The organism is Deinococcus roseus, from assembly GCF_014646895.1.
Taxonomy (GTDB): Bacteria; Deinococcota; Deinococci; order Deinococcales; family Deinococcaceae; genus Deinococcus_C; species Deinococcus_C roseus.
Window position 1 is genome coordinate 216,915 of the sequence record NZ_BMOD01000005.1, and the last position, 25,506, is coordinate 242,420.

Annotated in this window: 19 protein-coding genes and 1 pseudogene; 4 read left to right on the forward strand and 16 right to left on the reverse strand. The window is 57.0% G+C overall.

The genetic code is table 11. The annotated features are described in order from the left end of the window. Positions 1 to 4 precede the first annotated feature (4 nt). A pseudogene (locus tag IEY52_RS26645) lies at positions 5 to 1,272 on the forward strand (DUF2254 domain-containing protein). Between the two features lie 27 nt (positions 1,273 to 1,299). Here IEY52_RS26645 and IEY52_RS09660 read toward each other — a convergent pair. The 10 genes from IEY52_RS09660 to IEY52_RS09705 form a co-directional block, all read right to left on the reverse strand. After that, entirely contained in the window at positions 1,300 to 2,010 is a 711-nt protein-coding gene (locus tag IEY52_RS09660; protein ID WP_229684705.1) for a WecB/TagA/CpsF family glycosyltransferase, read from the reverse strand. Between the two features lie 29 nt (positions 2,011 to 2,039). After that, the gene (locus tag IEY52_RS09665) at positions 2,040 to 2,750 is read right to left on the reverse strand and encodes a 2-phosphosulfolactate phosphatase (RefSeq protein ID WP_189002476.1); all 711 of its coding nucleotides are present in this window, start codon (positions 2,748 to 2,750) and stop codon (positions 2,040 to 2,042) included. A 215-nt stretch (positions 2,751 to 2,965) separates the two neighbouring features. Beyond that, complete coding sequence (locus IEY52_RS09670; protein WP_189002477.1) at positions 2,966 to 3,895, reverse strand: glycoside hydrolase family 43 protein; 930 nt, start codon at positions 3,893 to 3,895, stop codon at positions 2,966 to 2,968. A gap of 64 nt (positions 3,896 to 3,959) precedes the next feature. Then, on the reverse strand, positions 3,960 to 5,084 hold the full coding sequence (locus tag IEY52_RS09675; protein WP_189002478.1) for a M24 family metallopeptidase: 1,125 nt from the start codon (positions 5,082 to 5,084) through the stop codon (positions 3,960 to 3,962). Next, complete coding sequence (locus IEY52_RS09680) at positions 5,081 to 6,064, reverse strand: glycoside hydrolase family 43 protein (RefSeq protein WP_229684706.1); 984 nt, start codon at positions 6,062 to 6,064, stop codon at positions 5,081 to 5,083. Before IEY52_RS09680 ends, IEY52_RS09675 begins: the two co-directional genes overlap by 4 nt. Beyond that, positions 6,061 to 7,296, reverse strand: a complete 1,236-nt coding sequence (locus IEY52_RS09685; protein ID WP_189002479.1) for a family 1 glycosylhydrolase — start codon at positions 7,294 to 7,296, stop codon at positions 6,061 to 6,063. Before IEY52_RS09685 ends, IEY52_RS09680 begins: the two co-directional genes overlap by 4 nt. Next, on the reverse strand, positions 7,293 to 8,156 hold the full coding sequence (locus IEY52_RS09690) for a carbohydrate ABC transporter permease (protein ID WP_189002480.1): 864 nt from the start codon (positions 8,154 to 8,156) through the stop codon (positions 7,293 to 7,295). Before IEY52_RS09690 ends, IEY52_RS09685 begins: the two co-directional genes overlap by 4 nt. Continuing rightward, positions 8,153 to 9,106 (reverse strand): carbohydrate ABC transporter permease, encoded by a 954-nt coding sequence (locus IEY52_RS09695; RefSeq protein WP_308425004.1) that lies wholly within the window; start codon positions 9,104 to 9,106, stop codon positions 8,153 to 8,155. The genes IEY52_RS09690 and IEY52_RS09695 overlap by 4 nt, the downstream gene beginning before the upstream one ends. Before the next feature lie 57 nt (positions 9,107 to 9,163). Beyond that, positions 9,164 to 10,465, reverse strand: a complete 1,302-nt coding sequence (locus IEY52_RS09700; RefSeq protein ID WP_189002481.1) for an ABC transporter substrate-binding protein — start codon at positions 10,463 to 10,465, stop codon at positions 9,164 to 9,166. Between the two features lie 78 nt (positions 10,466 to 10,543). Continuing rightward, positions 10,544 to 12,376, reverse strand: coding sequence for a glycoside hydrolase family 2 protein (locus tag IEY52_RS09705; RefSeq protein ID WP_189002482.1), 1,833 nt, complete (start codon positions 12,374 to 12,376; stop codon positions 10,544 to 10,546). 224 nt (positions 12,377 to 12,600) lie between these two features. Here IEY52_RS09705 and IEY52_RS09710 point away from each other — a divergent pair, with 224 nt between their 5' ends. Together IEY52_RS09710 and IEY52_RS09715 are read left to right on the forward strand one after the other, a co-directional pair. Next, entirely contained in the window at positions 12,601 to 13,563 is a 963-nt protein-coding gene (locus IEY52_RS09710) for an ArsR/SmtB family transcription factor (protein ID WP_189002483.1), read from the forward strand. A 429-nt stretch (positions 13,564 to 13,992) separates the two neighbouring features. Beyond that, positions 13,993 to 15,813, forward strand: a complete 1,821-nt coding sequence (locus tag IEY52_RS09715; protein ID WP_189002484.1) for a glycoside hydrolase family 43 protein — start codon at positions 13,993 to 13,995, stop codon at positions 15,811 to 15,813. Between the two features lie 59 nt (positions 15,814 to 15,872). Here IEY52_RS09715 and IEY52_RS09720 read toward each other — a convergent pair whose 3' ends face one another. After that, positions 15,873 to 16,712 (reverse strand): MBL fold metallo-hydrolase, encoded by an 840-nt coding sequence (locus IEY52_RS09720; protein WP_189002485.1) that lies wholly within the window; start codon positions 16,710 to 16,712, stop codon positions 15,873 to 15,875. Between the two features lie 253 nt (positions 16,713 to 16,965). Here IEY52_RS09720 and IEY52_RS09725 point away from each other — a divergent pair, with 253 nt between their 5' ends. Continuing rightward, entirely contained in the window at positions 16,966 to 17,781 is an 816-nt protein-coding gene (locus IEY52_RS09725; protein ID WP_189002486.1) for an AfsR/SARP family transcriptional regulator, read from the forward strand. Between the two features lie 18 nt (positions 17,782 to 17,799). Here IEY52_RS09725 and IEY52_RS09730 read toward each other — a convergent pair whose 3' ends face one another. From IEY52_RS09730 to IEY52_RS09750, 5 genes are all read right to left on the reverse strand, one after another. Further along, positions 17,800 to 18,312 (reverse strand): DinB family protein, encoded by a 513-nt coding sequence (locus IEY52_RS09730; RefSeq protein ID WP_189002487.1) that lies wholly within the window; start codon positions 18,310 to 18,312, stop codon positions 17,800 to 17,802. Then, the gene (locus tag IEY52_RS09735; RefSeq protein WP_229684707.1) at positions 18,309 to 18,749 is read right to left on the reverse strand and encodes a putative endonuclease domain-containing protein; all 441 of its coding nucleotides are present in this window, start codon (positions 18,747 to 18,749) and stop codon (positions 18,309 to 18,311) included. The genes IEY52_RS09730 and IEY52_RS09735 overlap by 4 nt, the downstream gene beginning before the upstream one ends. Before the next feature lie 148 nt (positions 18,750 to 18,897). Beyond that, complete coding sequence (locus IEY52_RS09740; RefSeq protein ID WP_189002488.1) at positions 18,898 to 22,080, reverse strand: phage tail protein; 3,183 nt, start codon at positions 22,078 to 22,080, stop codon at positions 18,898 to 18,900. Further along, on the reverse strand, positions 22,077 to 23,834 hold the full coding sequence (locus tag IEY52_RS09745; RefSeq protein ID WP_189002489.1) for an ATP-binding protein: 1,758 nt from the start codon (positions 23,832 to 23,834) through the stop codon (positions 22,077 to 22,079). Before IEY52_RS09745 ends, IEY52_RS09740 begins: the two co-directional genes overlap by 4 nt. Next, positions 23,831 to 25,387, reverse strand: coding sequence for a hypothetical protein (locus tag IEY52_RS09750; protein ID WP_189002490.1), 1,557 nt, complete (start codon positions 25,385 to 25,387; stop codon positions 23,831 to 23,833). The genes IEY52_RS09745 and IEY52_RS09750 overlap by 4 nt, the downstream gene beginning before the upstream one ends. Between the last annotated feature and the right edge of the window lie 119 nt (positions 25,388 to 25,506).

The window sequence follows — 25,506 nt, forward strand, 5'->3', positions numbered from 1 at the left end:
TTTCATGGGTTCCAACAGCATTTTGCGGCAATTCTGGATTCTTCCTGTGGGATGTGTGCTGTTGCTGCTTTTGCTGGTCCATTTCACCCTGTTTCTGGACCACACCCTGAATCTGAAGCACAGCCACTGGTTGTGGCCCATCCAGAGCCTGAATGGAGCCCACAATCTGGTGTACACCGTGGCTGCCGCCATGTACACCTTTGTGGCCAGCACATTCACCATCAGCATTGCGGCCCTGTCTTTTGCTTCGCGGGACATGGGACCCAGGCTGCTGGAAAATTTTGTGCAGGATTGGAAAACCCAGCTGACCCTGGGGATTTTGCTGGGCACCTTCAGTTTCAATTTGTGGACCATCGCTGTGGTGCAAAGCACTCCACAAAGCAATCCTGTGCCCCTCCTGACGGTGAATGTGGCGGTTTTGCTGGCTTATCTGGCCCTGGGGATGCTGATCATGTTCATTTACCAGATGACCCGGGCCATGAACATCACCTCTCAGGTGAACCATCTGGGGAGGCAATTGCAGCAAACCCTGCTGGAGGTTTCTTCTGTGCTGCCTGCTTTGCCTCAACCTGAACCTTTGAAAGATGCCATTCTGATCCACAGCACCCATTCCAGCAACCTCTGCCACATCAAATTCAGGCCCTGGTCCGAAAGGCAGCACAACTGAATGCCGTGGTGCATTTCAAAGTCCGTCCGGGCCAGTATGTTTTTCCAGGCATGGTGATCGCAGAAACGTCTGTCCCCCTGAACCTCAAATCCTTTCTGGCCTTCAGCGATGACCGCAAAACCGCCCACGATGCTGAATTCGCAGTCAGGCAACTGAACGAGATTGCAGTGCGCAGCATGGAATCGGGTCTGAAGGACCCCTACACCGTGATCACCTGCATGGACCGCATGGGAGCTGCCCTGTGTCTGCTGAAAAACCGCATTCTGAAGAGTGGGGTGCATCTGGACAGGCAGGGCAAGGCGCGTGTGTATATACCCACCACCGATTTTGCAGGCCTGACCAACAGCATGTTTCACCAGATCCGGCAATTTGGCAGCAAGTCCCCTGCAGTGATGATCCGATTGCTGGATGTGCTGGGCACAGTCATGGAAATTCTGCAGGAACCAGAGCATCAGGAACACCTGCTGAGGCATGCCCGTCTGGTGCGCAAGCAGGGAAAGGAAGCTGCATCAAATCCAGCAGACCAGCAAGACCTCGAAGAACGTTTCCAGAGGGTGCTGGGTCACTGCAAACAACCTGAAAAACCAGAGCAGCAGAGGCACTGACGCCCCTGCTGCTGGCTGAAGGTCTGGTTATTTTTTCTCGATGGGTTTGGCGTTCTGCACCCGCATGGCAAACTTCATCAGGCGAGGGAACCTGTTCCAGCGTTTGCGGTCTCCCAGGATGCGGTAAGCCCATTCCACTTTCATTTTCTGGGTCCATTCGGGAGCACGTTCCACCGTCCCAGAGAACACATCCAGGGTGCCTCCGGCCCCGATCATGATGGGGACTTTCAGGCGGTTGCGGTGGCGGTGGTTGAATTTCTCCTGCCGCCCGGCCCCCAGCGAAGTGATCAACAGGTGGGGATAGCCCGCCCGGATTTTTTCCACCAGCTTGAGGTCCTCATTGCCATCGTCCTTGAAGTAGCCATGTTCAAACCCGGCCACCTGAATGCCGTATTTCTCGGCACAGTTTCTGGCGGCCTGTTCGGCGATTCCGGGTTTGCCGCCCAGAAAGAACACCCTCAGGTTGGAGCCCTGGCGCTCCATCAACTGGGTGATGATGTCGATGCCCGAGGCCCGACCTGGCAAATCGATGTCCAGCATCTTCTTGACGGCCCACACAATGCCCACACCATCTGCAGAAACCAGATCGGCACCACGGATCACCTGGGCCAGTTCAGCGTCTTCTTCTTCGGCCTGAATCACGATTTCGGGGTTGAGGGTGATGACGGTGTGGGGATCAAAAGAACCCATCCAGCCTTCCAGTTTCTCCACCACGCCATCCAGATCCAGGGGATCCAACGGAAAATTGAACAGGGACAGCCTCTGCATCATTTGAACCTGTAAACGGGGGTGTCTTCGGACAGTTTGACATCTAGCAACTTCGGCACCCTATCAGTTTGCGAAATCAGGCTGGAAACTGCAATGTCTTCGTACAGCCTGAGTTTCTGCAACTGCTGTCCGGTGGAGGATTGCAGCAACGCTTCCTGCACATCCGGAAAAGCCCGAACCAGGGCCATGGCCATGCGGGCCGCGTCCAGCAGCTGCACTTCTCTCAATTTTTCAATGCGGCGGGCCAGAAAACCTGCGCACACAGTGTCCTCCAGCGTTTCGTTGCCGTCCTGTCCGGTGCAGACGATAGCGATTTCCTCGGCGGCGAGCTCCACGGCCTTTTTGACCACTGCGCGGGCATTGTAAAAGCTGCCCAGCAGCACATGTTTTGCTTCACTGAGGTTGCGCAGGGCCTGGGGGGTGCTCTGGGCCATGTACATCACGTCCCGGTCCAGGGTCCGGTTGCGCAGTTCGGCAGGACTGGCCGGGTAATTGCTGCCCTCCAGGGGCATACCGTCCCGCTCTCCCACCAGCAGCAGGTTGTGGTCCTGTGCGTACTGGCGGGCGGTTTTCAGGCTGGGTGTCAGGTAAACGTGTTTTGCTCCTGCTTCCAGCAGAATGGGCGCATTGGTGGTTCCCCTGAGGACATCCACCAGCACCACCACATCCGGGTAGGAGCCTCTGGGCAGCAAATCAACTTTCAGGCGCATGAGACCTCCATGACGTGCCCCGGATCTGGCAGGTTGGCAAAGGGCAAGACTTCCGGGTGACGTTCCGGTGTGATTTTAGCACAGGGGATGAAAGCCGAGAGCCGAGGGCCGAGGGCTTTGAGCACCTGTAAAGCCAGAGCTTGCGCGTTTTTATCCTCTTTGCGCATGCTCTGGCTCTTTTTTGCTCTCGGCCCTCGGCCCTTGGCCCTCGGCATTTATTCGCTGCCTTGCAACACCGCCGTCCCTTCCACTCTGGGACCCTCTGGCGTCCACAGGAGGGGGAGAATGTAGAGTTGCCTGCGGGTGCGTTCTTCATCCCAGGCGTGGAACACAATTCCGTCCTGTCCGTCTGGCATGACCGTGATGGAGTTGTGACCAGGGCCAGTCAGTCCAGTCAGGTGGGTGTTGAGGATGCTGGCATGGTCAAAAGGTTCGGTCCAGGGACCCAGGGGATGGTCTGCCACAGCGTAATTGACCCCGTAGGTGTCGTTGATCCAGGCTCCACCCGAATAGAAGCAGAAGTATTTGCCGTTCCTCTTGACGGTAAAAGCCCCTTCCAGGGTGTGCCAGTCCAGGGTCTGACCGTACATTTCCCGGTTTCTCTGGTAAATCTGCCAGTCCTGGGAGGCCCGCAGCACCACCTGTGGGTGTCCTGCCAGCTCGGTCATGCTGAGCATGCGGTCCACCACCAGTGCTGTGCCCACCCGTGCACCATCCAGGAAGTCTCTGGCGTAATACAGGTACCACTGGCCATCCTCGTCCTGAAATGGGCTGGGGTCGATGGAGAAAGGTTCACCTGAAACGAGGTTCAGGTTCTGGTCCTCGTAAGGGCCTTCTGGAGTGGCGGAAATGGCGACCCGCAGGTGGTGCCCTTTGTCCCCATGCCCGACACTGTAATACATGTAGAACTTGCCCTCTGAGAAAGCAACTTCGGGTGCCCAGTAATCGCCGTTTTCAAAGCCGGGGACGGGCAGGAGGGCACCGCCCAGAGATTCCCAGTGTTGCAGGTCTGCAGAGGTGAGCACTTCAAAAGCCCGGCCTTCTCTGGCGCTGCGTCCGGTTCCAAAAGCGTAATAGCGGTCCTGGTGTTTCAGGATGAAAGGGTCTGCGAAGTAAGCGGAATGGCGTGGGCTGAGCGAGGTCATGTCGGCTCCTGTCAGCAGGTGAGCGTTCACCTGCGGAGGGGGATGGAGGGTCGGGTTCTGAAATTCAGGCGTTCTGGGGAATGAGGTGTTGCCACACGATGGGTCTGGGCAGACCCTCCACCACCTGCATGGGCCATTCAGGATCCAGGGTCAGCACTTCCAGGGTGCCGTCCTCGTGCATCAGCACAGTGTCTTCGAGTTTGGCTCCGGTGAGGCTGGGGTTCCAGGCGAAAGCCTGGGGACCTTGCAGGGTGTAGGCATCTCCAGGGGTGGCGATGCGTTCCCGACAGCCGTACCCGGTCAGTCCACCCTGGTGGTGTTCACGGATGGCCTGGGGCTCTCCGTGGGTCTGGTAGGTTTGCTTTAAGGTCTGATACAGGTGGTCCATGGTGCTGCCTGGGCGGGTTTCCTGCAGCAGCACAGCTTCGATGGCCTGCAGTTTCTGGTGTCTGGTTTGCTGTTCCCTGCCCAGCGGTTGAAAAGCCACAAAGCGGGTCAGGCTCACCCACAGGCCCCCCTGCCGGGCACAGAAGGACACCATGGCCTGATGTCCCAGTGGAATGTTCTGTGGAGGAAGGTGGCGGTACAGCTGCAACCTGCGGTCTCCTGCCACCTGGATGAGGCCCACATCGAGCCCTCTGTCCCTGAGGGCTTTTGCGCCCAGAGCGGAAAGCTGGTCTTCGGTGAGGTCCGGGGTGGCCTGCCTGAGGGTCTCAGACAGGGCTTCTGCACTGAGGCGACCCAGAAGGCGGTAACGCTGGATGTCGTGTTCGGTCAGGTGGTGTCTGTGCAGGTAAAAGCTTTCAGGGAGGGGATGTTCACCGGGTCCGGGGCGGTCACTGAGGACCTGTCCTGTCCCAACTTTTTCTTGCACAAATTGTTGTTGCAGGTGGCCCTCGGTCCAGGGAACAGCGTGGATCTGGGTGCCTGCCGGGAGTTCTTCATCGCGGATTCTGGGGGCCTCGATTTCATCGGTCAGCACAATGAAATCTGTGGAGGTGATCAGCACCTCTGCACAGCCACCTTCCACGGTTTGCAACACGGCACTGGACCCGCCAGCAGTGATCCAGCCGAACCACTCGATGCCCCGGAAGCGCACAGCGGCAGCTCCATTTTCTTGCAGCAGGGCACGCACAAGAGCAGTCTTCTGCTGGATGTCCTGCACCCTGAGGGTCTCGGAATCGCTCATTTGATCACTGGACCTTCCTGTTCAGAGAGGGTGGGTTCCTTGAAGCTCACCTTGCCGTCTTTGAACTGGATGGGATCGATGCGCATGGTGCGTTTGCCCACATCATCTCCGGTGAATCCTGCGGTCCAGGCGTGATAAACCAGCCAGGTGTTGCCTGCATCGTCGGTGGTGACGGTCTGGTGTCCGGGTCCGGCCACCTCGCCCACCGAGTACACGATGGGGTTGTCTTCAAATTTTTTGAATTCCCCCAGAGGGCTTTTTCCAACGGCGTAACCCACCCCGTACAGATCGCTGGCAAAATCACTGGCCGAGAACAGCAGGTAGTAATACCCCTCCTGGTAATGCATGGTGGGGGCTTCCACCAGGTTGCCTTCCCAGAGTTCCCGGTTGTGGATGAGCTGCACGGGTTTGTCCAGCAATGTCTTGCCGTCTTTGGACAGTTTCTGACCGTAGATGTAGGTCAGGAACCCGATGGCGTTGCCATCGTTCTTCCAGTACAGGTAGAGGTCGCCGTTCTGGTCCCGGAAGGGGCTGGCGTCGATGCTGCCTCCTTCATCGGCCTGACAGATCAGGGGTTTGTCTGAGGTGTCCTTGAAAGGACCTGCAGGGCTGTCCGATTCAGCAATGCTGATGCACTGGTAATTGCTCTCCCTGTCCCGCAAGGTGTAGTACATCAGGTATTTGCCTTCATTCTGGATCACTTCGGGGGCCCAGGTCAGACCGCCCTGTGCCCAGAACGGCAGGCCACCCAGGGCATCCCCTTTGACCTCCCAGTTCACGAGGTCTTTGCTGAAGGCCATCTGGATGTCTCTGCCCTCGCCGTTGGTGGCGTAGGCGTAGTAGCCTTCACTGGTTTTCAGCACGAAAGGGTCGGGGAAATTGATGTTGAGGACGGGGTTCTGGTATTTCACGTGTTTCTCCGCCTGGGCGCAGCCTGCCAGGGTCAGCAGGGCCATGCCGTTCAAGAAAAGCTTTTTCATGAGGTCACTCCGGGACAGAAGGGAAAAGTCCGGTGTCCGGTGTCTGCTGGAGGGTGCTGGATCAGGCTTTTGAAGGCTTCCTGCACGGGACCGGGTCTGCGCTGCATGTTGTGCAGGTGGTACAGCCCGGAGGGGCACACATGCCCGGTCAATTCGGTGAGTCCGGTGTTCCAGTCGATGTGGTCAAAGAAAGGCCACCACGTGTATGCAACCACCTCAATCCCCTCTGCCCTGACCCGTGCCACTTCGGAGGTGCTGTAATTCAACCACTCCTGCTGGTCCCGGTCTGAGCTGGTTTCGGCCACATAAACGGGTTTCTGGTAGCGCTGGTGGTACAGCCTGAGGGTTTCGCCCAGTCCGGGAGGAGTGGAGTCTGCGTCCAGACGGTAATCGGTGCGCCTTCCCCAATCCGAGGCCGGTTTGGGGCCTCTGGGCGTGAAAATCACGTGTTCAGAACCAGGGTAGTAATCCAGTCCGATCATGTCGATTTGCACGGGTGCCTCCAGAAAAGAGTCCAGCCAGTTCTGGGAAACCCCGTTTTGCAGCAGAAACTTTGCGGTCCAGCTGTCCACATTGGCTTTGCCCAGCAGCACATCCAGCGCGATAAAACGGTACTGTGTGAGCTCATCTGCCAGACTCTGCACGCCAGCATCGAGTGCCCGGAAACCGTCGGCCCCATCGTTGAGCCAGAACTGGGCCGAGGGGTTCACCTGCTGAATGGACTGCACCGTCTGCCGGATGCTTTCGATGATGGGCACCAGCAGATCCACAAAAGTGCGGGCACTGGTGCCATACGGAGGCCAGGTCCCATTGCCCCCTCTGAAAAAAGCGCAGATGTAAGGCTCATTGAACGGGGTGAAGAGGGTGATCTGGGGATAACGTGCCGCAAAGTCACGGGCGTAACGGGCCAGTTCTGCAGGGTAATCCGGGTTCAGAAACCCGTTTTCCAGCCATGCAGGGGTCCCGAAGTGAATCAAATCCCAGATGGGGGTCAAGCCCAGGGCCTGCATTTCTGAAATGACCTGATCGGTCCAGGACCAGTCGTAACGGTCTTTTTCAGGGTGCTGCATGTCCCAGGGCAGACCATGGCGGATGAACTGCACCCCCAGGTCTTTTGCCTTTTGCAGGTCTTCACGCCAGTGGTTCTGGTGGTCGGTCATGAGGAGTTCGTTCACGCCCATGTCGGGCATGCTGGTGTTTTCAATGCCAACCCCCCACCAGAACGTGCTCATTCTTTGCTTCCTCCGGCAGAGAGGCCCTGCTCCAGGTAACGCTGTCCAATCAGGTAGGCGACCAGCACGGGAATGGAGGCAATGGCGGTTCCGGCCATCAGCTTGCCGTAATCGGTGGTGTAGCGGCTGGAAAAGGAGGTGATGCCCACAGGCAGGGTCTGCAAATCACCGTGCACCACAAAGAGCGGCCAGACGTAGTTGTTCCAGCTTCCCATGAAGGCAAACACAGCCAGCGTGACCAGCACGGGAACGGAGAGGGGAACGATCACCCGCCACAAAATCTGCCAGGAGTTGGCTCCGTCCAGTACAGCGGCTTCTTCCAGTTCTCCGGGAATGCTCATGAAGAACTGCCTGAGCAGGAACACCCCGAAAGCACCCGACACACCGGGCCAGATCAGGGCGTGGTAGCTGTCAATCCAGTTGAGGTTGATCATCATGATGTAACTGGGAATCAGGGTCACGATTCCGGGAACCATCATGGAAGAGATCACGAACCAGAACCATGCATCCCGGCCTGGAAACCGCATGCGGGCCAGCGGATAGGCGGCCAGCACACTGAACAGCAGGTGCAGCAAGGTGTAAGACAGACTGGTGAACACCGAGTTGAGCGTCCAGCGGCCAATGTTGCCATCGGGCGAATTGAAGATCTCGGTGTAGTTCTGCAGGGTGAAGTTCTTGGGCCACCACTGGATGGGCAGACTGATGGTGTCAGACTCGGGTTTGAAGCTGGTGGAGAGCATCCAGTAAATCGGGGCCAGGAACAGCAGGGCCAGCAGGGCCAGCACCACAAAACGGGGAATTTCACGGGGAACCCGGCGTTTGCGTGAGGTTGGCTGTGGGAGTTGCGGCTGGGTGGTCATTTCTTGCTCCCTCTGAGTTCACGGGTTTGCAGCCAGAACTGGAAGGCGGTGAAGATCAGCATGATCAGACCGAACATGAAGGCCATGGCCGCAGCGCTGGAAAACTGGTTGTTGGAGAATGCCTCTTCGGTGATGTACATGATCACAGACTGGGTGGAGCGCACAGGGCCGCCCCCGGTGATCAGTTGCGGTTGCCCGAACAGCTGGAAGGAGCCCAGCACGGTGGTCACCACCACAAACAAAGTTGTGGAGGACAAGTTGGGCCAGGTGATGAACCTGAACTGCTGGAATGCCGTGGCCCCGTCCAGTTCCGCCGCCTCGTAGATGGCTTTGGAGATGTTGTTCATGGCGGCGAGGTAGAGGGTCATGTTGAAGCCGATGGTCCACCACACTGTTCCCAGCACAATCGGCACCCAGGCCCAGCCTTCGGTGGTCAGGAAGGGAATTCCGGGAAGGTGCAGGTACTCGGTGAGGATGATGTTGACCAGACCGCTCTGGTTTTCAAAGAGCCACTTCCAGAGGATGCCCATTACAGAAACAGACAAGATGCCGGGCATGAAGAAGATGCTGCGGAAAAAGGCACGTCCAAAAATGGGTTTGAACAGCAAAACCGCCAGGGTGATGGAGGTGCCCACAAGCAGGGGCACGCTGACCACCGTAAAAATGGCAGTGTTGATAAAGGTCTTCCAGAAGAACTCGCTTTGTGGGGTGCCCGCCTTGAACAGGTTGGCATAAAATTCCAGTCCGACAAAGGGCTGGCTTTCCAATAAGGGATCCCAACGGTGCATGCTGATGTACAGCCCATAAAACACCGGGAAAATGATGAAACCAAGGAAAAAAATCGCGTGGGGCAGCAGGTACAGCCAGGGCACAATGGGATGTCCGGTGTTGTAGGAACTCCGTCTGCTGCGTTTTCTGGGGACTGCAGTTTTGGTGGTCATGTCGCTCATAAGTTCTCCCCGAAAAGAGGTGGCCTGACTGACGGGCAGCCAGGCCAGAAAGGGGATTTATTGCAGGGACTTGCGGGCCTGATCGATCTGCTTGTTGGCCTCGTTCTGGCCGTCTTCCAGGGCCTCTTTAACGGACTTCTTGCCCAGGATGGCAGCTTCCACGGCAGCGTCCCATGCACCGCGCACCTGACCGACCCAGGGGTAACCGGAGGTGGCGTACACGTTGGGCAGGCCTTCAAACAGCCCGTTGATGGGGTTGGTGTCGTAGGACTTGTCTGCTGCGACTTTGGCCTGGGTGGGGAGGCCACCGGTGCTGGTCCAGGTCAGGTTCTGCTCGGGTTCGGTCAGCCAGCCGATGAATTCCAGGGCAGCCAGACGCTTGTTCTTGTCGTAACCAGCGCGCTGTTTGGGCAGGGTCAGATGGCTGCTTCCGCCCCAGGCGGCTTTCATCTTGGTGCCCAGTTGTGGGAAGGGGGCCACACCGAAGTTCAGACCTGCCTGACCTTTGTACTGTTCCAGCATCCACACGCCGTTGAAGTTGAAGCAGGTTTTGCCCTGGCGGAAGGCGTTGATTTCGCTCTGCTCGGTGGCGTTGGCAGGAGAGGTCTGGTACTTGGTGATCTGGTCTGCCAGGAACTGGATGGCTTCCTGACCTGCAGCGGTGTTGAAGGCCGCATTGAGGTCTTTGTCCACCAGGTTCACACCGTTCTGGCGCAGCACGGAGTAGGCGATGGTGCCGCCCATCCAGCCGTTGACCACACCGTTGGCCCAGGTGTTGAGGTTCTTGGGATCAAATCCGGCTTCTCCGGGGTTCTTGCCGTTTTTGTCCACGGTGCAGGCCTTGGCAGCGGCCAGGAATTCTGCACGGTTGGTGGGGACCTTGTTGATGCCGTACTTCTTCATCAGGTCCTTGTTGTAGTACATGGCCAGGGCCACGCTGTGCACGGGAACCCCGTAGCTGCGGCCTTTGTAATCAGCGGTTTTCCAGAGGGGGCCGTAAAAGTTGGCCTTGGTGATGCCGCCTGCTTTGAGGTCTGCACTGGTCAGGGGGGTGAGTGCGCCACGGGCAATGAATCCGGTCACCTGGTCTTCGTTGATGACCACCACATCGGAGGCGCGGCCCGAAGCCACCAGGGGAGCAAGCTGCTGCCAGGTGGTGCCCCAGGGCTGTGCGCTGGCTTTCACCGTGATGTTGGGGTGGGTGTCGTTGAACTTCTTGACCAGGGCTTCCATGACCGGACGGTCAGGGCCCGTAAAGCCGTGCAGGTAGGTGATTTCCACTTTGGGACCAGTGTATTCAGCGTGGGCGGTGGATGCAGCGGCAATGGCCAGAATCAGGGTAAGGGGTTTGAGTTTCATGCGGTTCTCCTCCTGGGGTTTCTTTCTCCACCTCTTTTTTGAAGAGGGGAATCGGAACGGGGCTGGGTGGTGCCGGGGTCAATGGGTCTGTGGGGTTTCAGACTGGGGTTGCTGGGGCTGCTTTGCAAGCCACCTGTGCGAGTAATTCAGGGGGTTGTTCTGGGCCAGTGGGCGTCCCAGGTTGGCCTGGGCAAAACGCTCGATGGCGGCTTTGGGGGTGCGGTCCATGTAGAGCACACCGTTGATTTCCTGGAAGGTGTCTGTGAGCTGGGTGTAACAGAAACCAGAAAGGGCTTTGCTGTCGTGCACGGCGGCCAGCAGTTTCTCGTAGCGCTGGATGAAGTCATCGCTGCTGCTGGCGGTGCTGTATCCCCAGCCTTTTTGTGGGGTTTCGGTGTAGGCAATGCCGCCAAATTCGGTGAGCATGTAAGGCTGGTCGGTGATCTGGCAGTCTGCCACGGTGAGTTTGCGGTTTCCGGGCATCAGTTTCTGCACGGACTGCAGGTCCTGAAAGTTCTGTCTGAGCACATCAGGTCGGGCTTCGTAGTCATGGATGGAGAAAATATCGGTGACCACATGCTCCCAACCATCGTTGCCCACCACCAGACGGCTGGTGTCCAGGGTGCGGGTGAGGTGGTACAGGGCTTTCACGAACTGCTGCTGCTCCTCGTAAACGGGCAGATCAGGCACGCCCCAGGACTCATTGAAGGTGACCCAGGCCACCACACAAGGGTGGGAGCGGTCCCGGTCCAGCACCTTCAGCCATTCTCTGGTGGTGCGTTCTACCGCTTCGGGGGTGAAGGCATATGGGCTGGGCATTTCGGTCCAGACCACCAGACCCTGCACATCTGCCTGATAGAGGTAACGGGGGTCTTCAATTTTCTGGTGCTTGCGCACCCCGTTGAATCCGAGCCTTCTGGTGAGTTCCACATCCTGGCGCAGTTCTTCAGGGCTGGCGGTCATGTGACCGTCTTTCCAGTAGCCCTGATCCAGAGCCAGACGCAGGTAATACGGACGGCCATTGAGGTAGAAGCGGTTGTCGCGGCTGGTCACGCTGCGCAGGGCAGTGTAAGAGGAAGCCTGATCCAGCACCTGGTTTTCCAGGCTCAGCAGGGTGATTTCAGCCTCAATGAGCTGGGGGTGTTCGGGGCTCCAGAGGAAATCGTCGCGGGCATCGTCGATGCCGGGGTCTGGCAGGTGGATGATGCGCTCCAGATGGCCCTGTTTCACCAGGGTGGCGTCCTCTGCAATCAATTCACCCCGTAAAAACAGGCGCACCTGCACTTTTGCGGTCTGGGTGAGTTTCAGGGACATCCGGTAACCAATCTGAAAACGCTCAAGGTTGGCCGTCCAGTGGATTTTTTCAATGCGCGCTGCAGGCACTTTTTCCAGCCAGACGGTTCTCCAGATGCCGGTGGTGCGGGGGTACCAGATGCCGTGCGGCTGGTCCAGCCAGTCCTGCTTGCCTCTGGGAATGGAGAGGTCGGTGGGGTAATCTCTGGCCTGCACTGCGATTTCCAGGATTTCGGACTGTGCGTAAGGGGTGATGTCCAGTTGAAAAGGGGTGTACCCACCGCTGTGCTCGCCCACAAACTGGCCGTTGACCCACACACGGGCGTCAAAGTCCACTGCACCAAAATGCAGGATCAGGCGCTCGGTGGCTGCGGGAAGCAGGGCCTCGGTGAGGGTGAAGTGGGTTCGGTACCACACGCTGTGGTGGGGGGTTTCGTCCTGGATGCCGCTTCTGGGGGATTCGGGGGCGTAGGGAACCAGAATGTTTTGAGAAAATTCGACGGTTTGAGGATGGGAATGCAGCAGCGCGGGGTCCGTGCTGAACTGCCACCATCCGTCCAGAGACACCCAGGAGGCACGCTGAAGCTGTGGTCTGGGGTGCAATGCATCTATCGGCATGGTTACACCTGCTGGTCTTGATGGGAGGTTGGATTTCCTGACCCCTCAATACTAACAACTTTTTTTATTTCTTGTCAATATCTTTTAAAATCCACTGAGGTGGACCGCCTGCCTATTGCCAAAATCCCGGTACAGGCCAGTTCTCAACAAAAAATTTTGCAATGTTGCAAAACAGAAGCCAGAGTTGTTACAATCAAAAACATCTTTCTGCTGAAGGAGCACCCATGGGCATTTCTGGAAACCGTGTGCTGTACATCGATGGCGATTCATCCCTCCACGTGCTGAAGGCACTTGCCTCTGACACCCGTCTGCTGATCCTCAGCCTGCTGTCCCACAACCCCATGAACATCAGCGAACTGGCCGAAACCATGGGCCTCCCCCACTCCACGGTGAACTTCAACCTCAACCAGTTGCAGGAAGCCGGACTGATCAGCGTGCAGTACGAACCCGGATCGCGCGGCTCACAGAAACTCTGTGCCAAAAAGTACGACGAGATCATCCTGAAACTGCCAGGAGCGAATGTTGAAGCGGAAACCGATACCGTCACGGTATCCATGCCCATCGGAAATTACCGTAACTTTGACATCAAACCCACCTGCGGTCTGGCCAGCGAAAGCAAGATCATCGGGATGTTCGACGACCCCAGAAGCTTCTTTGAACCCGACCACGTGTATGCCCAGATTCTGTGGTTCGGAGAGGGTTTTGTGGAATATGCCTTTCCCAACAACCTGCCTTACGGCTCGGTGGCCCATTCGCTGGTGCTCTCCATGGAAATCTGTTCTGAGGCCCCCCAGTACGACCCGGACTGGCCTTCAGACATCACTTTGTGGCTGAACGACATTGAGGTCGGAACCTGGACCTGTCCAGGCGATTTCGGTGGCACCAGGGGCAGGCTCACTCCTGCCTGGTGGCTGGAAGACCAGACCATGTACGGCCTGCTGAAACACTGGCAGGTCACTGAAGATGGCAGCTTCATCGATGGTGAGAAACTGTCTGGGGTGTCCCTGGTGGACCTGCACCTGGGCTCCAAAAACCACATCAAGGTCAAAATCGGGGTCAAGGACGATGCCCGCCACAAAGGCGGAGTGAACCTGTTCGGGCGCAAATTCGGCAATTACGAGCAGGATCTGGTGATGCGCATGGCGTACCGTTTTCCGCAGGACAAACCCCGGGTCAAGGTGCGGTAAACGCGGGTTTGCTGGTAGGAATTTCAATTGAGGTGGTAGGGGCGAGGCATGCCTCGCCCTTTTTATGGGCCCTGGTTTCACAAGACATCTCGCCCTTTTGGGTTTCTCTGCCCAGACCAAACCCACAATCCTACAAATTTTTTTGTGACAAATCATACGGTCTCAGGAGGCTACAGTGGATTTCAGCCCAGATTTCAGGCAGATTTCAGGGTGAAACCCTCAAGTTTGATCTTGCTTCAATTTGACACTTAACAAATATTTTTGCTATAAATGCATCAACGCCAGGGTGCCTCCATCATGCCCAGCCAGATGATCCATCTGGTGCTTTTCGCATGGCATCCTGACGCTTTTTCACTCAACCGCTCAACAGCACACAGAACCCATCCAGGTGGGGGCTGGGGGCGGGTTTTTGTTCCCACAGGAGACCTCATGCAAAACCCCCGGAACCTTTCGCTGGGTGTTCTGGCCGTCATGTCTGTGACCGCCCTGAATGCCTGCAACACCCAACCCCCACAGCCCATTTCCACCTTTCAGAACCCTCTGAAAATCACGCTTGATAACGGAAAAACCGTTGACACCTGCGCCGACCCCTCCATCATTCAGGGCCAGAAAGCGGGAGACCAGAAGTGGTACATCTACTGCACCACCGATCCGCTGAACAGCACCGACAAAAACGACAAGGGGGATTTCAACTTTCACCAGATTCCGATTTTGATGTCTGAAGATCTGGTGCACTGGAGTTACCAGGGAGACGCTTTCAAAGACAAACCCGCCTGGGTGAAAAATGACGCTGGACTGTGGGCTCCAGACATCGAGTACATCAATGGGAAATACCTGCTGTACTACACCGCCAGCGACACCGTTGCAGGGGGAAGTGCCATAGGCGTTGCCACCAGCGACAGCCCACTGGGTCCCTGGGTGGACAGCGGAACACCTGTGGTGGAACCCCACCGCCCACCCAACTGCTGTGGAGAGAATGACCGCAGGTGGACCTTTGACCCGGATGTCATTGCAGACGATGCTGGACAACTGTGGATCTTTTACGGAAGTTATTACGGTGGCATGTCGGTGCGCAAACTTTCTGCAGATGGCCTGACCTCCAACAAAGCCAGCCAGAAAGAAATTGCCATTGCCAACCGTTATGAAGGGGCCCAGGTCTTCAAGAAAAATGGTTACTTTTACCTGACCGTTTCTGCCTCTGCCTGCTGCAATGGACCGCTGACCGGATACAGCCTGTTTGTTGGGCGCTCCAAGAACGCAGATGGCCCTTTTTTGGATCAGGATGGTGTGGATTTCAATGCCACCAATGCAGGAGGAACCCCCTTCCTGGCCCAGAATGGGAACCGCTGGGTGGGGGTCGGGCACAATGCGGTCTTCACCGATGCCAGCGGTCAGGACTGGACCGTATACCACGGGGTGGACCAGACTTCCCCTTTCCTGAACACCAACAACTTCACCCGCAGACCTGTGCTGATGGACCCTGTGGACTGGGTGAATGGCTGGCCCGTGGTGCGCGGAGGCCATGGTCCCTCTGATCAGGCCATGCCTGCCCCTGCCGCCAAAAAAGGCCAGAAGAACAATTACAAGACAGATTTCCTCAAAAATGCCGAACCCAGAGATCCCATTGCAGCTGCCACCGATGAATTCTCTGGGGACCTCTCCGGGTGGGAATGGACCCGTGAACCTGCAGCCGCAGAATTTGGGCTGGAAGAGGGTACCTTCAGAATGGATGCCCAGCATGCCGATCTGCACATGGACAGCAACACCGCTTCCATCCTCAGCAAAATTGCTCCTGCAGAGGATTATGTGGTGGAAACAAAAGTCAAAATCAACTTCCCTGCAGATGGGTGCTGCTTCAACTACACCCAGGCTGGACTGGTGATCTTCTCCAACGACAACAACTTTGTGAAGCTGGTGCAGTTCTCCCTGTGGGAAACCCGCCAGGTGGAGTTCGCCAAAGAAGTGGGGGCTGTGCCAGATGGCTTCCCCAGATATGGAAACCTGGTGCTGGGACCTCCTGCCCGTGCTGACCAGTACACCTACCTGCGCATCGTGAAGCACACCGAAAACGGCCATGACCTCTACACCGGGTACACCAGCCTGGACGGCGTGAAATGGAACCGTGGCGGCACCTGGGAACACAACCTCGGAGCAAATGCCAGAATCGGTCTGGTGTCCATGGGCACCCAGGACGGGGGTCAGCAGTTCAAGGCGAATTTTGATTACGTTCGCATCTACACCCTCAAGTAAAAGTTGCAAGAAAGAGAGGCCCGGACTGGGCCTCTCTTCTGGTTTGCTCCAGCCCTGATTTATTCCAGTGTCTTTGCCAGAAACCCACCTTTTGGGTTTTCAGTCAATTTTCCAAAAGCATGTTCAGGGTCGTGGGGAGGGGCCAGCACCGCTCCCCGTTCAAACCACTCTGGAAAGAACTTTTTGCGGGTTTCCAGGGTGGTCACCGGATACAGGTCATAACCCATGATGTAAGGGTAGGGGGCATGAATGAAGGTTGGAAGCAAATCTGCAGTGTAAACCAGCATCTCCCCTTCCGATTCCAGAACAACGGCCTGCTGCCCCAGATTGTGGCCAGGAATCTGCACCACAGACAGGCCAGGGAGAATTTCAGCAGCCCCATCCAGCACATCAAACAACCCTGCAGCTTCGATGGGTTCCACATACTGCTCGGTGTAGTAAGAGGCCCGGTTGCGCTCGTGGCGGTGGTGGGCATCCTGAAGTTCCTGCTTCTGCACAAGGTAACGGGCATTGGGAAAAGCGGGTTTGCCTTCCAGCACATTGCGTCCTGCATGGTCAAAATGCAGGTGGGTGTTGACCACCAGATCGATGTCTGTGCGGTCCAGACCCACAGCTTTCAGGCCCTCAAAAACCGTGCTGTCCCTTTGCAAATCGAACATGCCCTGAAATTTGGCATCCCCTTCAAACATCCCGGTTTCGATCAGGATGTTTTTGCCCTGCAACTGGATCAACAGGGGATTGATTCTGAGGGCAATGCGGTTGAGGTCATCTGCAGGGGTGAGTTTGTTCCACAGCACTTTTGGCACGGTGCCGAACATGGCCCCGCCATCCAGTCTGAAATGTCCATCGGTCAGTGAGGTCACCTGCACCCCACCGATTTTGTGTTGTTTGAGCCACATGGTCCACACCATAACATGTGAGATCTGCACAAACGGAGCGCCAGCCATCCACCCCCAATCTTCCATCCGCGTGCTGCACAAACGCCTCAGAAAATGCAGGATTTCACCCGGTTTTTCTGGGTGTTTTCCCCTAGTCCCGTGGGCTGTGCGGTCACAGCCAGACGGCGAAAAACTGCATACACTGAAATCAAACAGCAGGTGCTCTGTTACAACTTCTCTGTCCCATTGCTCTGACACCATTCCAAAGGAATTCATGATGCCAAACATTCAGGTCCGGTTGATGGGGTCTTACTCCATTGTTCCCACGCCATGCACGCCAGAGAGCAAAAAAGCCCAGTCTTTGCTGGCCCATGCCATCCTCAATGCAGACCGATTGCTGGATCGGGATGCTGTGGCCACCTCCCTGTGGGGGGAATGCTCTCCTGAAATGCGCAGGGGGTACCTCAGGAAAGCGCTGCATCAGGTCAACAAGGCCCTGCCTGGATGGCTGGAATCCCACGGGGAACATTTGCTGCTGCAAAAAGACCATGCAGAGGTGGATGTCTGGATGCTGCAGGACCTCTGCAAAAAAAACATCCAGGACAGCAATTACCTGCAGGTGAAAGACTTCCTGATGTCCCTGCAGGGAGGATTGCTTTCCGGGTGGGAAGAGGAGTGGTGCTGGTTTGAACGGGAACGCCACCACCACCTGTGGATCGGTTTGCTGGAAAAAGCACTGGATTGCGCCGTGCAAATGCGTCACCTTGAGGACGCTTTGCAATTTGGGACGCGCATTTTGCATCTGGAACCCGCCCACGAACCGACCCACCAGACCCTGATCCATGTGCACCTGATGCGGGGGGACCGTGCAGGGGCCATGAAACAATACCAGCGCTGCAGGCAGGCTTTGCAGGAATGGGACCTGGAACCTGCCCCCCAGACCACCGGATTGTTCCGGGAAGCCCGTGGGGAAACCACTGCACCCAGAGATGTGCTTTCCAGGCTCACAGACCTGTACCAGCACATGTTGAAGTTGCAGGAGGACACCCAGCAGCAACTGCGGCAAATTGAACGCCTGATCCAGCCCTGAAAGCTTGAGGCTGAAAGCTCAGCCCGTGGGGGCCTCATCTGCATCCAGCCCAGTGAAAACCTGCCCGAGGTGGTGGCGCAGGTGGCGCACGTAATCGGTGACCCACCATTCCAGAGGGGCTTCAAAGGTCTCTCCTGCAATCTGGATCACGTTGGAAAGCCGCTCAGGGGGAATCTGGCTGGCAATGCCCAGCAAATGCTGGTTGTAGGCGTACCACAAATCCAGGATGGTGTTCCAGGGCAGCAGGTGGTATTTCTGCACCTCCACCCAGGCATCCGGGTGGTAACCAGGGATCACAGCGTGGGTGGAAAGCTGTCCGCGCACAAACCGCTGGTGGTTGGTGGCTGCCGAATCGATCAGGTGGCCCATCACCTGCTTGCGGGTCCATTTGCCCTGTGCCCAGGGTGCATCTGCCAGTTCTTCGGTCAGGGCCTGCAGTTTGGGGTGCACGGCCTGCAGGGTTTCTCTGAACTCGGTCAGGACGTCTTGCAGGGTTTTTTCGCTGGGTTGCATGGTTTCCACTTCGTTCATGGCTTCACTCCTGGCTTCACGTCCAGCACGCGGGCAAGTTGCTGGATGGCAAATTCATTGTTGATCAATGCAGCAGGGTAACGGAACACCCTCCAGCCCATTTCGGTGGCAATGGCATATTTTTCGGCGTCTTTGACAAAACCATCCAGCTGGGTGTGGCGACCTCTGGGGGAACTGACCCCCCCTTCAATTTCCACAGCAATTTTCAGGTGCACCCAGGCAAAATCGAAACGCCAGCGGCGCTCCGGGTGAAATTCGTACTCCCGGATGGGGTTGGGAATGCCAAAGAGTCGCATTTGCAGCACGAAGATTTCTTCAAGGTGGGATCCCGCTCTGGGCAGCCCTGTTCCTTTCAGATCCTGAAGTTGTCGAAGCAGGATCATCCGCTTCTCGGGAGGGAGTTTTTGCGCGTAGTCTTCCAGGAGTTTGTTCTTCATGCCTGTCTTCAGAGTAGCCGAAAGTGGGGCATCTGGAACAACCCCCGCCTTAAAGCAGCTGGGGTGTGCTCCTGATTGCAGTGTAGTGGGATAGGTCCGGGCGGATGTCCTGATGATGGGGTCTGCTGGGCATTGGATCAAAAAGCCTTCAACCCCGCGTCACCACGGCAAAACCACGGGCCAGCAGCATCTGCATCAGTTCAGAGGTGGGTTTGGCTCCGTAGAATTCCCATTGCACAATGCGGCGTTCTCTGGGGGTCTGGAACTTGCCCCGATGCACCCAGATGGTGTCCTTGTCGATCTGGGTTTGCAGGGTGGAGGTGAGTTTCACAAAGTTCTCGGTGGGGGTGCCATTGACCGTGAGGTAGCGGTGGTAGTTTTTGGTTTCCACAGCCATCACCGTGTTGGCAGCAATGGGGATGTTGCCCAAATCATGAAAACGTGCACCCAGAGAGGTGGAAACATAAACTTCACGGTCACCTCCATGCAGCACCTGGGCATGGTCAGAGGCGGCATCTCCCCTTTCTTTGTTGTTGCCTTTCAGGTTGCCAATCTGCTGGTGGGTTTTGGCGGGAATGTTGCGTGGCGCGGGCAGCAGGGCAATGGGTCCCTTTGGAGCAGGAAGCAGTTTGGGAGCTGGCGGATCTTCCTTGACGGTCACCTTCACTTCTGCTTCTGACTCGTGTTCCACAGTTGGCCCTTTGATGTCCGGGTTGATGCTGGCATAAATGTGGGCGGTTTCTTTGCTCTGCTTTTGCTGGTCCGCCACCAGATCAATCTGGGTCAGGCGGTGTTTCTGTTTGAGGGCCCCCAGTTTGCCTTTGATTTTCTTCAGGCTGAGTTTGGGATTTTTCAGCAGGGCTGTGCCTTCCTGAGAGGCTTGCTGCAAGTCTGCCTGTTTCTGAGCATCGGTGCGTTTGTCTTCAGAATTCTTGCCCTTGCCAAAGGGTTTTTTCACCGTCTCCACGATTCTGGCAATCACCTTGTCGATGGCTGCATCCACCTTGCCCTGCACCCTGGTGATGAACTCCCGGATCTTGTTGGAGACATTTCCCAGCCCGATCAATCTGGCCAGGAAACCAATCACCAGCGGGATCATGCTGGCAAGGCTGCGTTCAATCCAGCCAATGGCTCCCCCAATGGCTCCGGTGGCAATGGCATGAATGCTGTTGATCACGGCCTCCACAAAGGAGAGGATCTGGTTGGCTTTCTCCCACAGGAACATCACGGTGTTGTAAATGGCAATGACCGCCTGCACGATGGCCCCGGCTGGGTTGAACATGCTGACCACTTTCATGACGGCCTGCTTGATCACGGTTTCGATCAGCCAGTTCTGGATGGCGTCGATGACCATCTGTTTGAGGTTCCCCAGGTCCTCTTTGACTTTCTCCCACAGAGCCTGGATGCCTCCAGAAATCAGGGTCTGGATGTGTTCATAGAGTTTTTCCAGCAGGCGCACATTGCGCTCTCCGATGAGTTTCACGGCTTTGGCCCGCATGCGGTCGTAGGTGATGCCCAGCACCTGCAAGACCAGTTTGAAGATGCTGCCCAGAGACAAATCTGTTGGGGGCTGGATGCCTGCTTTCATCAGGCTGCCAAAAAGCCACTGCATGAATCCGGCTTTCAGGTGGGTCCAGATGTTGCCCACAAAGGCATTCAGGCCCCCTTTGATGGCGGCCAGCAGGTTGGAGAGGAACCCGATGGGGTCGTTGAGGATCAGTTTGATGGTCTCTTCGCCTTTGCGCAGGGCGGCCTGCAGTCGGGCTTTGAATTCCATCAGCACCCGGATGACCTCGCCCACAGCGTCCACCAGCCCCCTCAGCATGCCGCTGTTTTCTTCTTCCAATTTTTTGATGGCGCTGTCGGCATCCTCCTGGGCTTTCTGGTAACGTTCAGCCATTTTCTGGGCCAGTTCCTGGGCCTGGGTGTCGATGCTGCTTTGCATCTCGGAGAAGCGGGATTCCATGTCCCTCTGGGCGTTCAGGCCCACCGATTGCAGGTCTGAGGGAAGGCTTTGCACATAGGTCTGGATCTCGGACTGACCGCGCTGGATTTCGCTTTTGGCCGCCTTGATGCGGGAATCCACAAATTGCCCGATGCGGTTCACCAGCACATCGGTTTCCTGGGTGAATTTTGCCCTGGCCCGCTTGAACCCTTCTTTGAGGCCATCCGGGCAGGCCCTGAAGAGGTCTGCCACCCAGCGTGCCGCTCCAGTCACCCCTGAATAGCGTTCCTCGCGGAATTTCTCTTTTTCCAGCTCTGCATTGCGTTTGAGGTTGTCTGCAGCACGGGTCAGGCCCTGCTCGAACTGGCGCATGGCCTCGTCTTGCAGGCCATCAAGGTGTTTCTGGGCTGCTGTTCTGGTTTTGTTGTAAATGCGCTCGATGTTGTCTGTGACAGCTTTTCTGCGGGACTCATTGCGCTCTTTGGCGCTTTGCTGCTTGAGGCGGACTGCAGTCCCCCCCTGCACTCTGGCCCTGGCAAGGCTGGCTGCGCCCTTTTTGCTGTCTCCAGAAACTGCTGACTTTGCAGCGCTCTGAATCTGGTTTTCGGTCCTGGGATACGACTGCAATCCTGTCAACGCCTGGGATTGCAATTTCTGGTTCTGGTCCAGCACTTTTGAAAAGCGGGAATCGTTGGCTTTTTTAAAGGAGCTTTCGGGCAATTCGGTTTTCTTCAGTTCGTCTTTTCCAGTGTCCAGGTTCTGTTTGATTCCAGCATCAAAATTCTGTTTTGGCTGAGGAACAGCACCTGAAGTGTCCACGTTTGGGGTCTGGGCTGGAGTTTCTGAAGCCAGTGGCGTGGCTGTTCTGACAGGCTGACTGCCGGGATCTGGAGCCTGGGCTGCCGTGGCCTGCAGTGTGCCCGAGGCGTTGTCCGTTTGCTGCTGAACGGCCCCTCCTGCAGCCTGCTGGATCTGAGAAGCCTCGCCATGTTGCATGAACTGGTCGGCGTTGTCCAGGGTCTGGGGCATCAGGCGGTCAATTTCCTGCCTGAGCAGGCCTGTAAAATTGCCGGGCTGCACCGATCCGGTGGGTGCCCCATCCATGGTGGCCACCTGGGATGCCGCCGCACCCGCAGAACGGGCATTGGCAGGATCCTGGGCCGCATTTTCCAGATCTCCCCTTTTCTTGCTGGCCGGGTCATGCTGACCCAGTTTGCGGCTTTTGTCCTGCAGGTCCCACACGGTTTTCTGGAAACGGGGGTCCTGAGCGGCCTTGCCTTTTGGGGTCAGGCTGGTTTTTCCAGAAACCGTTCCTCCACTGCTTTTGCGGGCTGCGGGGGTCACCGGGCCTGAACTTTTGCGGGGGGCAGGGGCTTTGCTGGTCATGGTTCACCTGTGGGGGGATGCTGTCCCATCTGGCGGTATTCCCGTTGCACGGCGTGCTGCAAATGCTGAAATTGCAGAGGAACCCCCTCCTGCAACCCCAGCAAGGTGGCCTGCAGCACCACATTGCGGATCTGGCCTCCCGTAAAATCACACTGCTCTGCCAGAAAATCCAGTTCTGCAGGGCGCAACTGGTGGCTGGCAGGGAGGTGCAGTTTCCAGATTCTTTCCCGTTCAGCGGCCCTGGGACAGGGAAAATCGATGACCAGATCCATGCGCCGCTGGAAAGCCGTGTCGATGCGGTCTGCAGCGTTGGTGGTGATCAACAGGATGCCCTGGTAGTGCTCCAGGCGTTGCAGCAGGTAATTGGTTTCCAGGTTGGCATAGCGGTCGTTGGCATTGCCAACGGCGGTGCGCTGGGTCAAGAGGGCGTCTCCTTCATCCAGCAGCAGGATCACGTCTTCAGATTCGGCCTGCTCAAAGACCTCATCCAGGTTTTTCTCGGTCTCTCCGATGAATTTGGACACCACCCGTGAAAGGTCCACCCGGTACAGCGGCATGTCCAGTACGCCAGCCAGAACCCTGGCAGTCAGGGTTTTTCCTGTGCCACTTGGCCCGGAAAACAGGGCTTTCACGCCCACCGGGGGAACCAGCACCTCTGGAAGGTGCTCTCCCAGTTGTTCCCGGAACCTGCAGCGGGCTTCCAGCAGCCGCAAATCCTGCATCACCGTTTCCGGAAGGGCCAGATCCTGGTGGCTTCCAGAAGAAGGGAGGGCATTCACACTGGGATGCAGGGCTGAGGTGCGCAAATCCTCTCCTCTGGCCTGACGGATCAGGTTCCCGGTGGGCAAACGCCGGTGGGTAATGCCTCCAGTTTGACCTGTCACCTGCTGCCAGATCCGCTGGCGCTCTGAGGGAGCAGGTTTGTTCAGCACCACCCGGTGGGCACGGGTCTGCACCGACTGGTGCTGGGAGGACACAGCAAACACCGGAATCCCCAGAGGCAACTCTGGCAGTTTAAGGGTGTCCTGAGACTGGGGAAGCTTGACCAGAGGAACCGCGTCCAGCACCACTGCCAGCAGGGCATTTTCATGAAAGGTGTCCGTCAGATCGCAAAGCAGGATGCCTTTCTGGTGTTGTCTGGCAGTGGCCTGCAGCAGCGTCTTGCGGCCTGAGTGCCGGACCCCGGACACCAGCACATCCTGCAAAGCTGGCAAACGAAAACCCTCAGGCAAAAACAATTCTGACAGGACGGGAAGTCTGGATTCCGGCAGATGCCTTTCCAGAGTGCTGTGGTCCCTGAGGACCTCCCACAGTTCAGGTTGCACACACACAGGGCGCTGCAAACGGGTTCCCTCCTGATGCACAAACCTCAGCAAACCCAGACGCACCCACTGTTCCAGCAGATGACGGACAGGCAAAGGGGTGTAATCCTGCCACCACTGTTCCAGCAAGCCCACTGTGGGGTACCCCTGCCCCGTGAGGCCCTCAAAAAGAGCACTGAAGCGCACATCCTCCTCCACACTGCCGATCAGAAAAACCAGCGCCAGTTCCTCATCGGTGAGGTTGAGGCCCTCTTTCAAACGCATGATGGGATGGGCAAAGGGGGTTTTAAAGGGCCTCAGGTCCGAGAGTTCCTGCTGGTAGGCTTCCAGAAAAGGCAACTCCTGAAAACCTCCCAGTTGTTCTTCAAGGGCAGGAAGGGCAAGGCGCAGCATCTGGTAAAAATGCAATTTGAAGGGTGCAAGGTCCATCATCGGTCCACCTCGAATTGGAAGTAAAGGCCCACACCCGCCTGAGGAAGCCAGCCAGGATCCCGGTCCAGCCTGGCCAGGCGGATTTCAATGGGGTGGGTTTCCAGCGAAAAGGTTGCCTCAACACGGGCTGCACCCACCTCCAGAATGCCTGCCTGCTGGCAGAGCAGCCCAAAAGGATCTGAGGTGTCCAGAAGGGTTTCTAAAATCAGGGTCAGGTTGTGCAGCAACCTCTGGGCGTGGGGCTGCGTGGAAGACCAGAGGTTGTCTGGCAGCCGAATTCTGGGGGTCCAGGTGGCAGGTTTTCCTGCAGCCGTGTGACAAAGGATCCAGAGGGGATCTGATCTGAAATCTTCAAACACCATCAGCCCCACCCGCCCCAGCAAGGCCCAGGGAGATTGCGCTCTGGGGGTCAGGTCGCTGAAATCCGTGACCAGATCCAGCTGCAAGAAAAGATTCATCAGGAACAGCAGTCCAGCATACCTCGAACGCATGCGGGTGGTTTCCGGGAATGGGGCTTCAGAAGCTTGTGGAAGGTCCGGGGCCAAAACAGGCTCCAGAGCATCCGTCTGGGAAAATTCCACAGGCCCTTCAGGCACATTTTCTTGCTGGTGCTGGAGGGCAAGGTCCGGGGTGGCTGCTGGCAGGACGGATGGAAGCCGGGCAGGAAAATCAGGATTTTCCTGGGCATCCTGATTCTTCTTTTGTTGTGGAGCCTCTTCCAGAAAGGACTGTGTTGTTTTCTGTTCCTGCTGGTTCTCTGCTTCTTCGTCATCTTCTGGAGACCAGATGGGTTTGTTTTCAGGGTTCAGCAACAGCACCCACTGGCAGGCCAGAAACCTGAGCTCCGGGGCAGACAGCATCAACAAGGTCAGGCAGTGGATGTCCTGTTCTTCCATCGGAGATTGCATCTGGGACACCTGCTGCAAACGGTCCAGCACCGCCCTGACCTGTGTATTCCTGGCGGGGAAACCCTGTTCCATCATGGCCTTCAGCTGTTTCCGCAAACTGAGAGGAGCTGTCAGAAACTCTCGCATTGCCCCAGGAAGTTCAGGCAGCAGGTGATGGCGGGCCAGGTGCCGCACCGCCTCCGTCACAAAAGTGGCAGGCAGGGCAGAAATCCAGCGTTTCCTTTCTGTCCAGTCCAGCAGCAGCAAAACCCCCGGCAATTCAGGCAGATGTTCTGCGGTCAGGGCTTCCGGGGTGCCCCTCCCCCACCAGACAGGATCAGGGAAAGCCCGGATGAGACACAACAATTCTTCTTCGGGGGATGCAAAGAACACCGCATCTGCATCTGAGGGAATCCAGCCCATCTGGGGCCTCACTGCCTTTTGCCAGAGGTCCAGCACACAGTCCTGCAGGCGTTTCTGCCATTGCTGGCCCTGTTTTGGGAAAGGCAGGGCCAGCTTGCGGATCACCAGCCTTCCCCGACGTGGAAATCCCGGCAGAGAAAAGGTGGTGTCCTGCAAGAGGCGCTCCAGGCTGTACCGCTGGGGGTAACTGTCCTGCAGGTGGGTTTGCAGGGTCAGTTTGCGGATGGTGTCTGCTGTGTTCATGGGTGTTTTTCACCTCCAATTTGTCAAAGGAACAACCTGCACTGGGCATTTCTGGATCTGGTCAAAAATCAATTGTTTCTTTTGCTGAGCGCTGATTGCTGATCACTGATCGCCTTCTC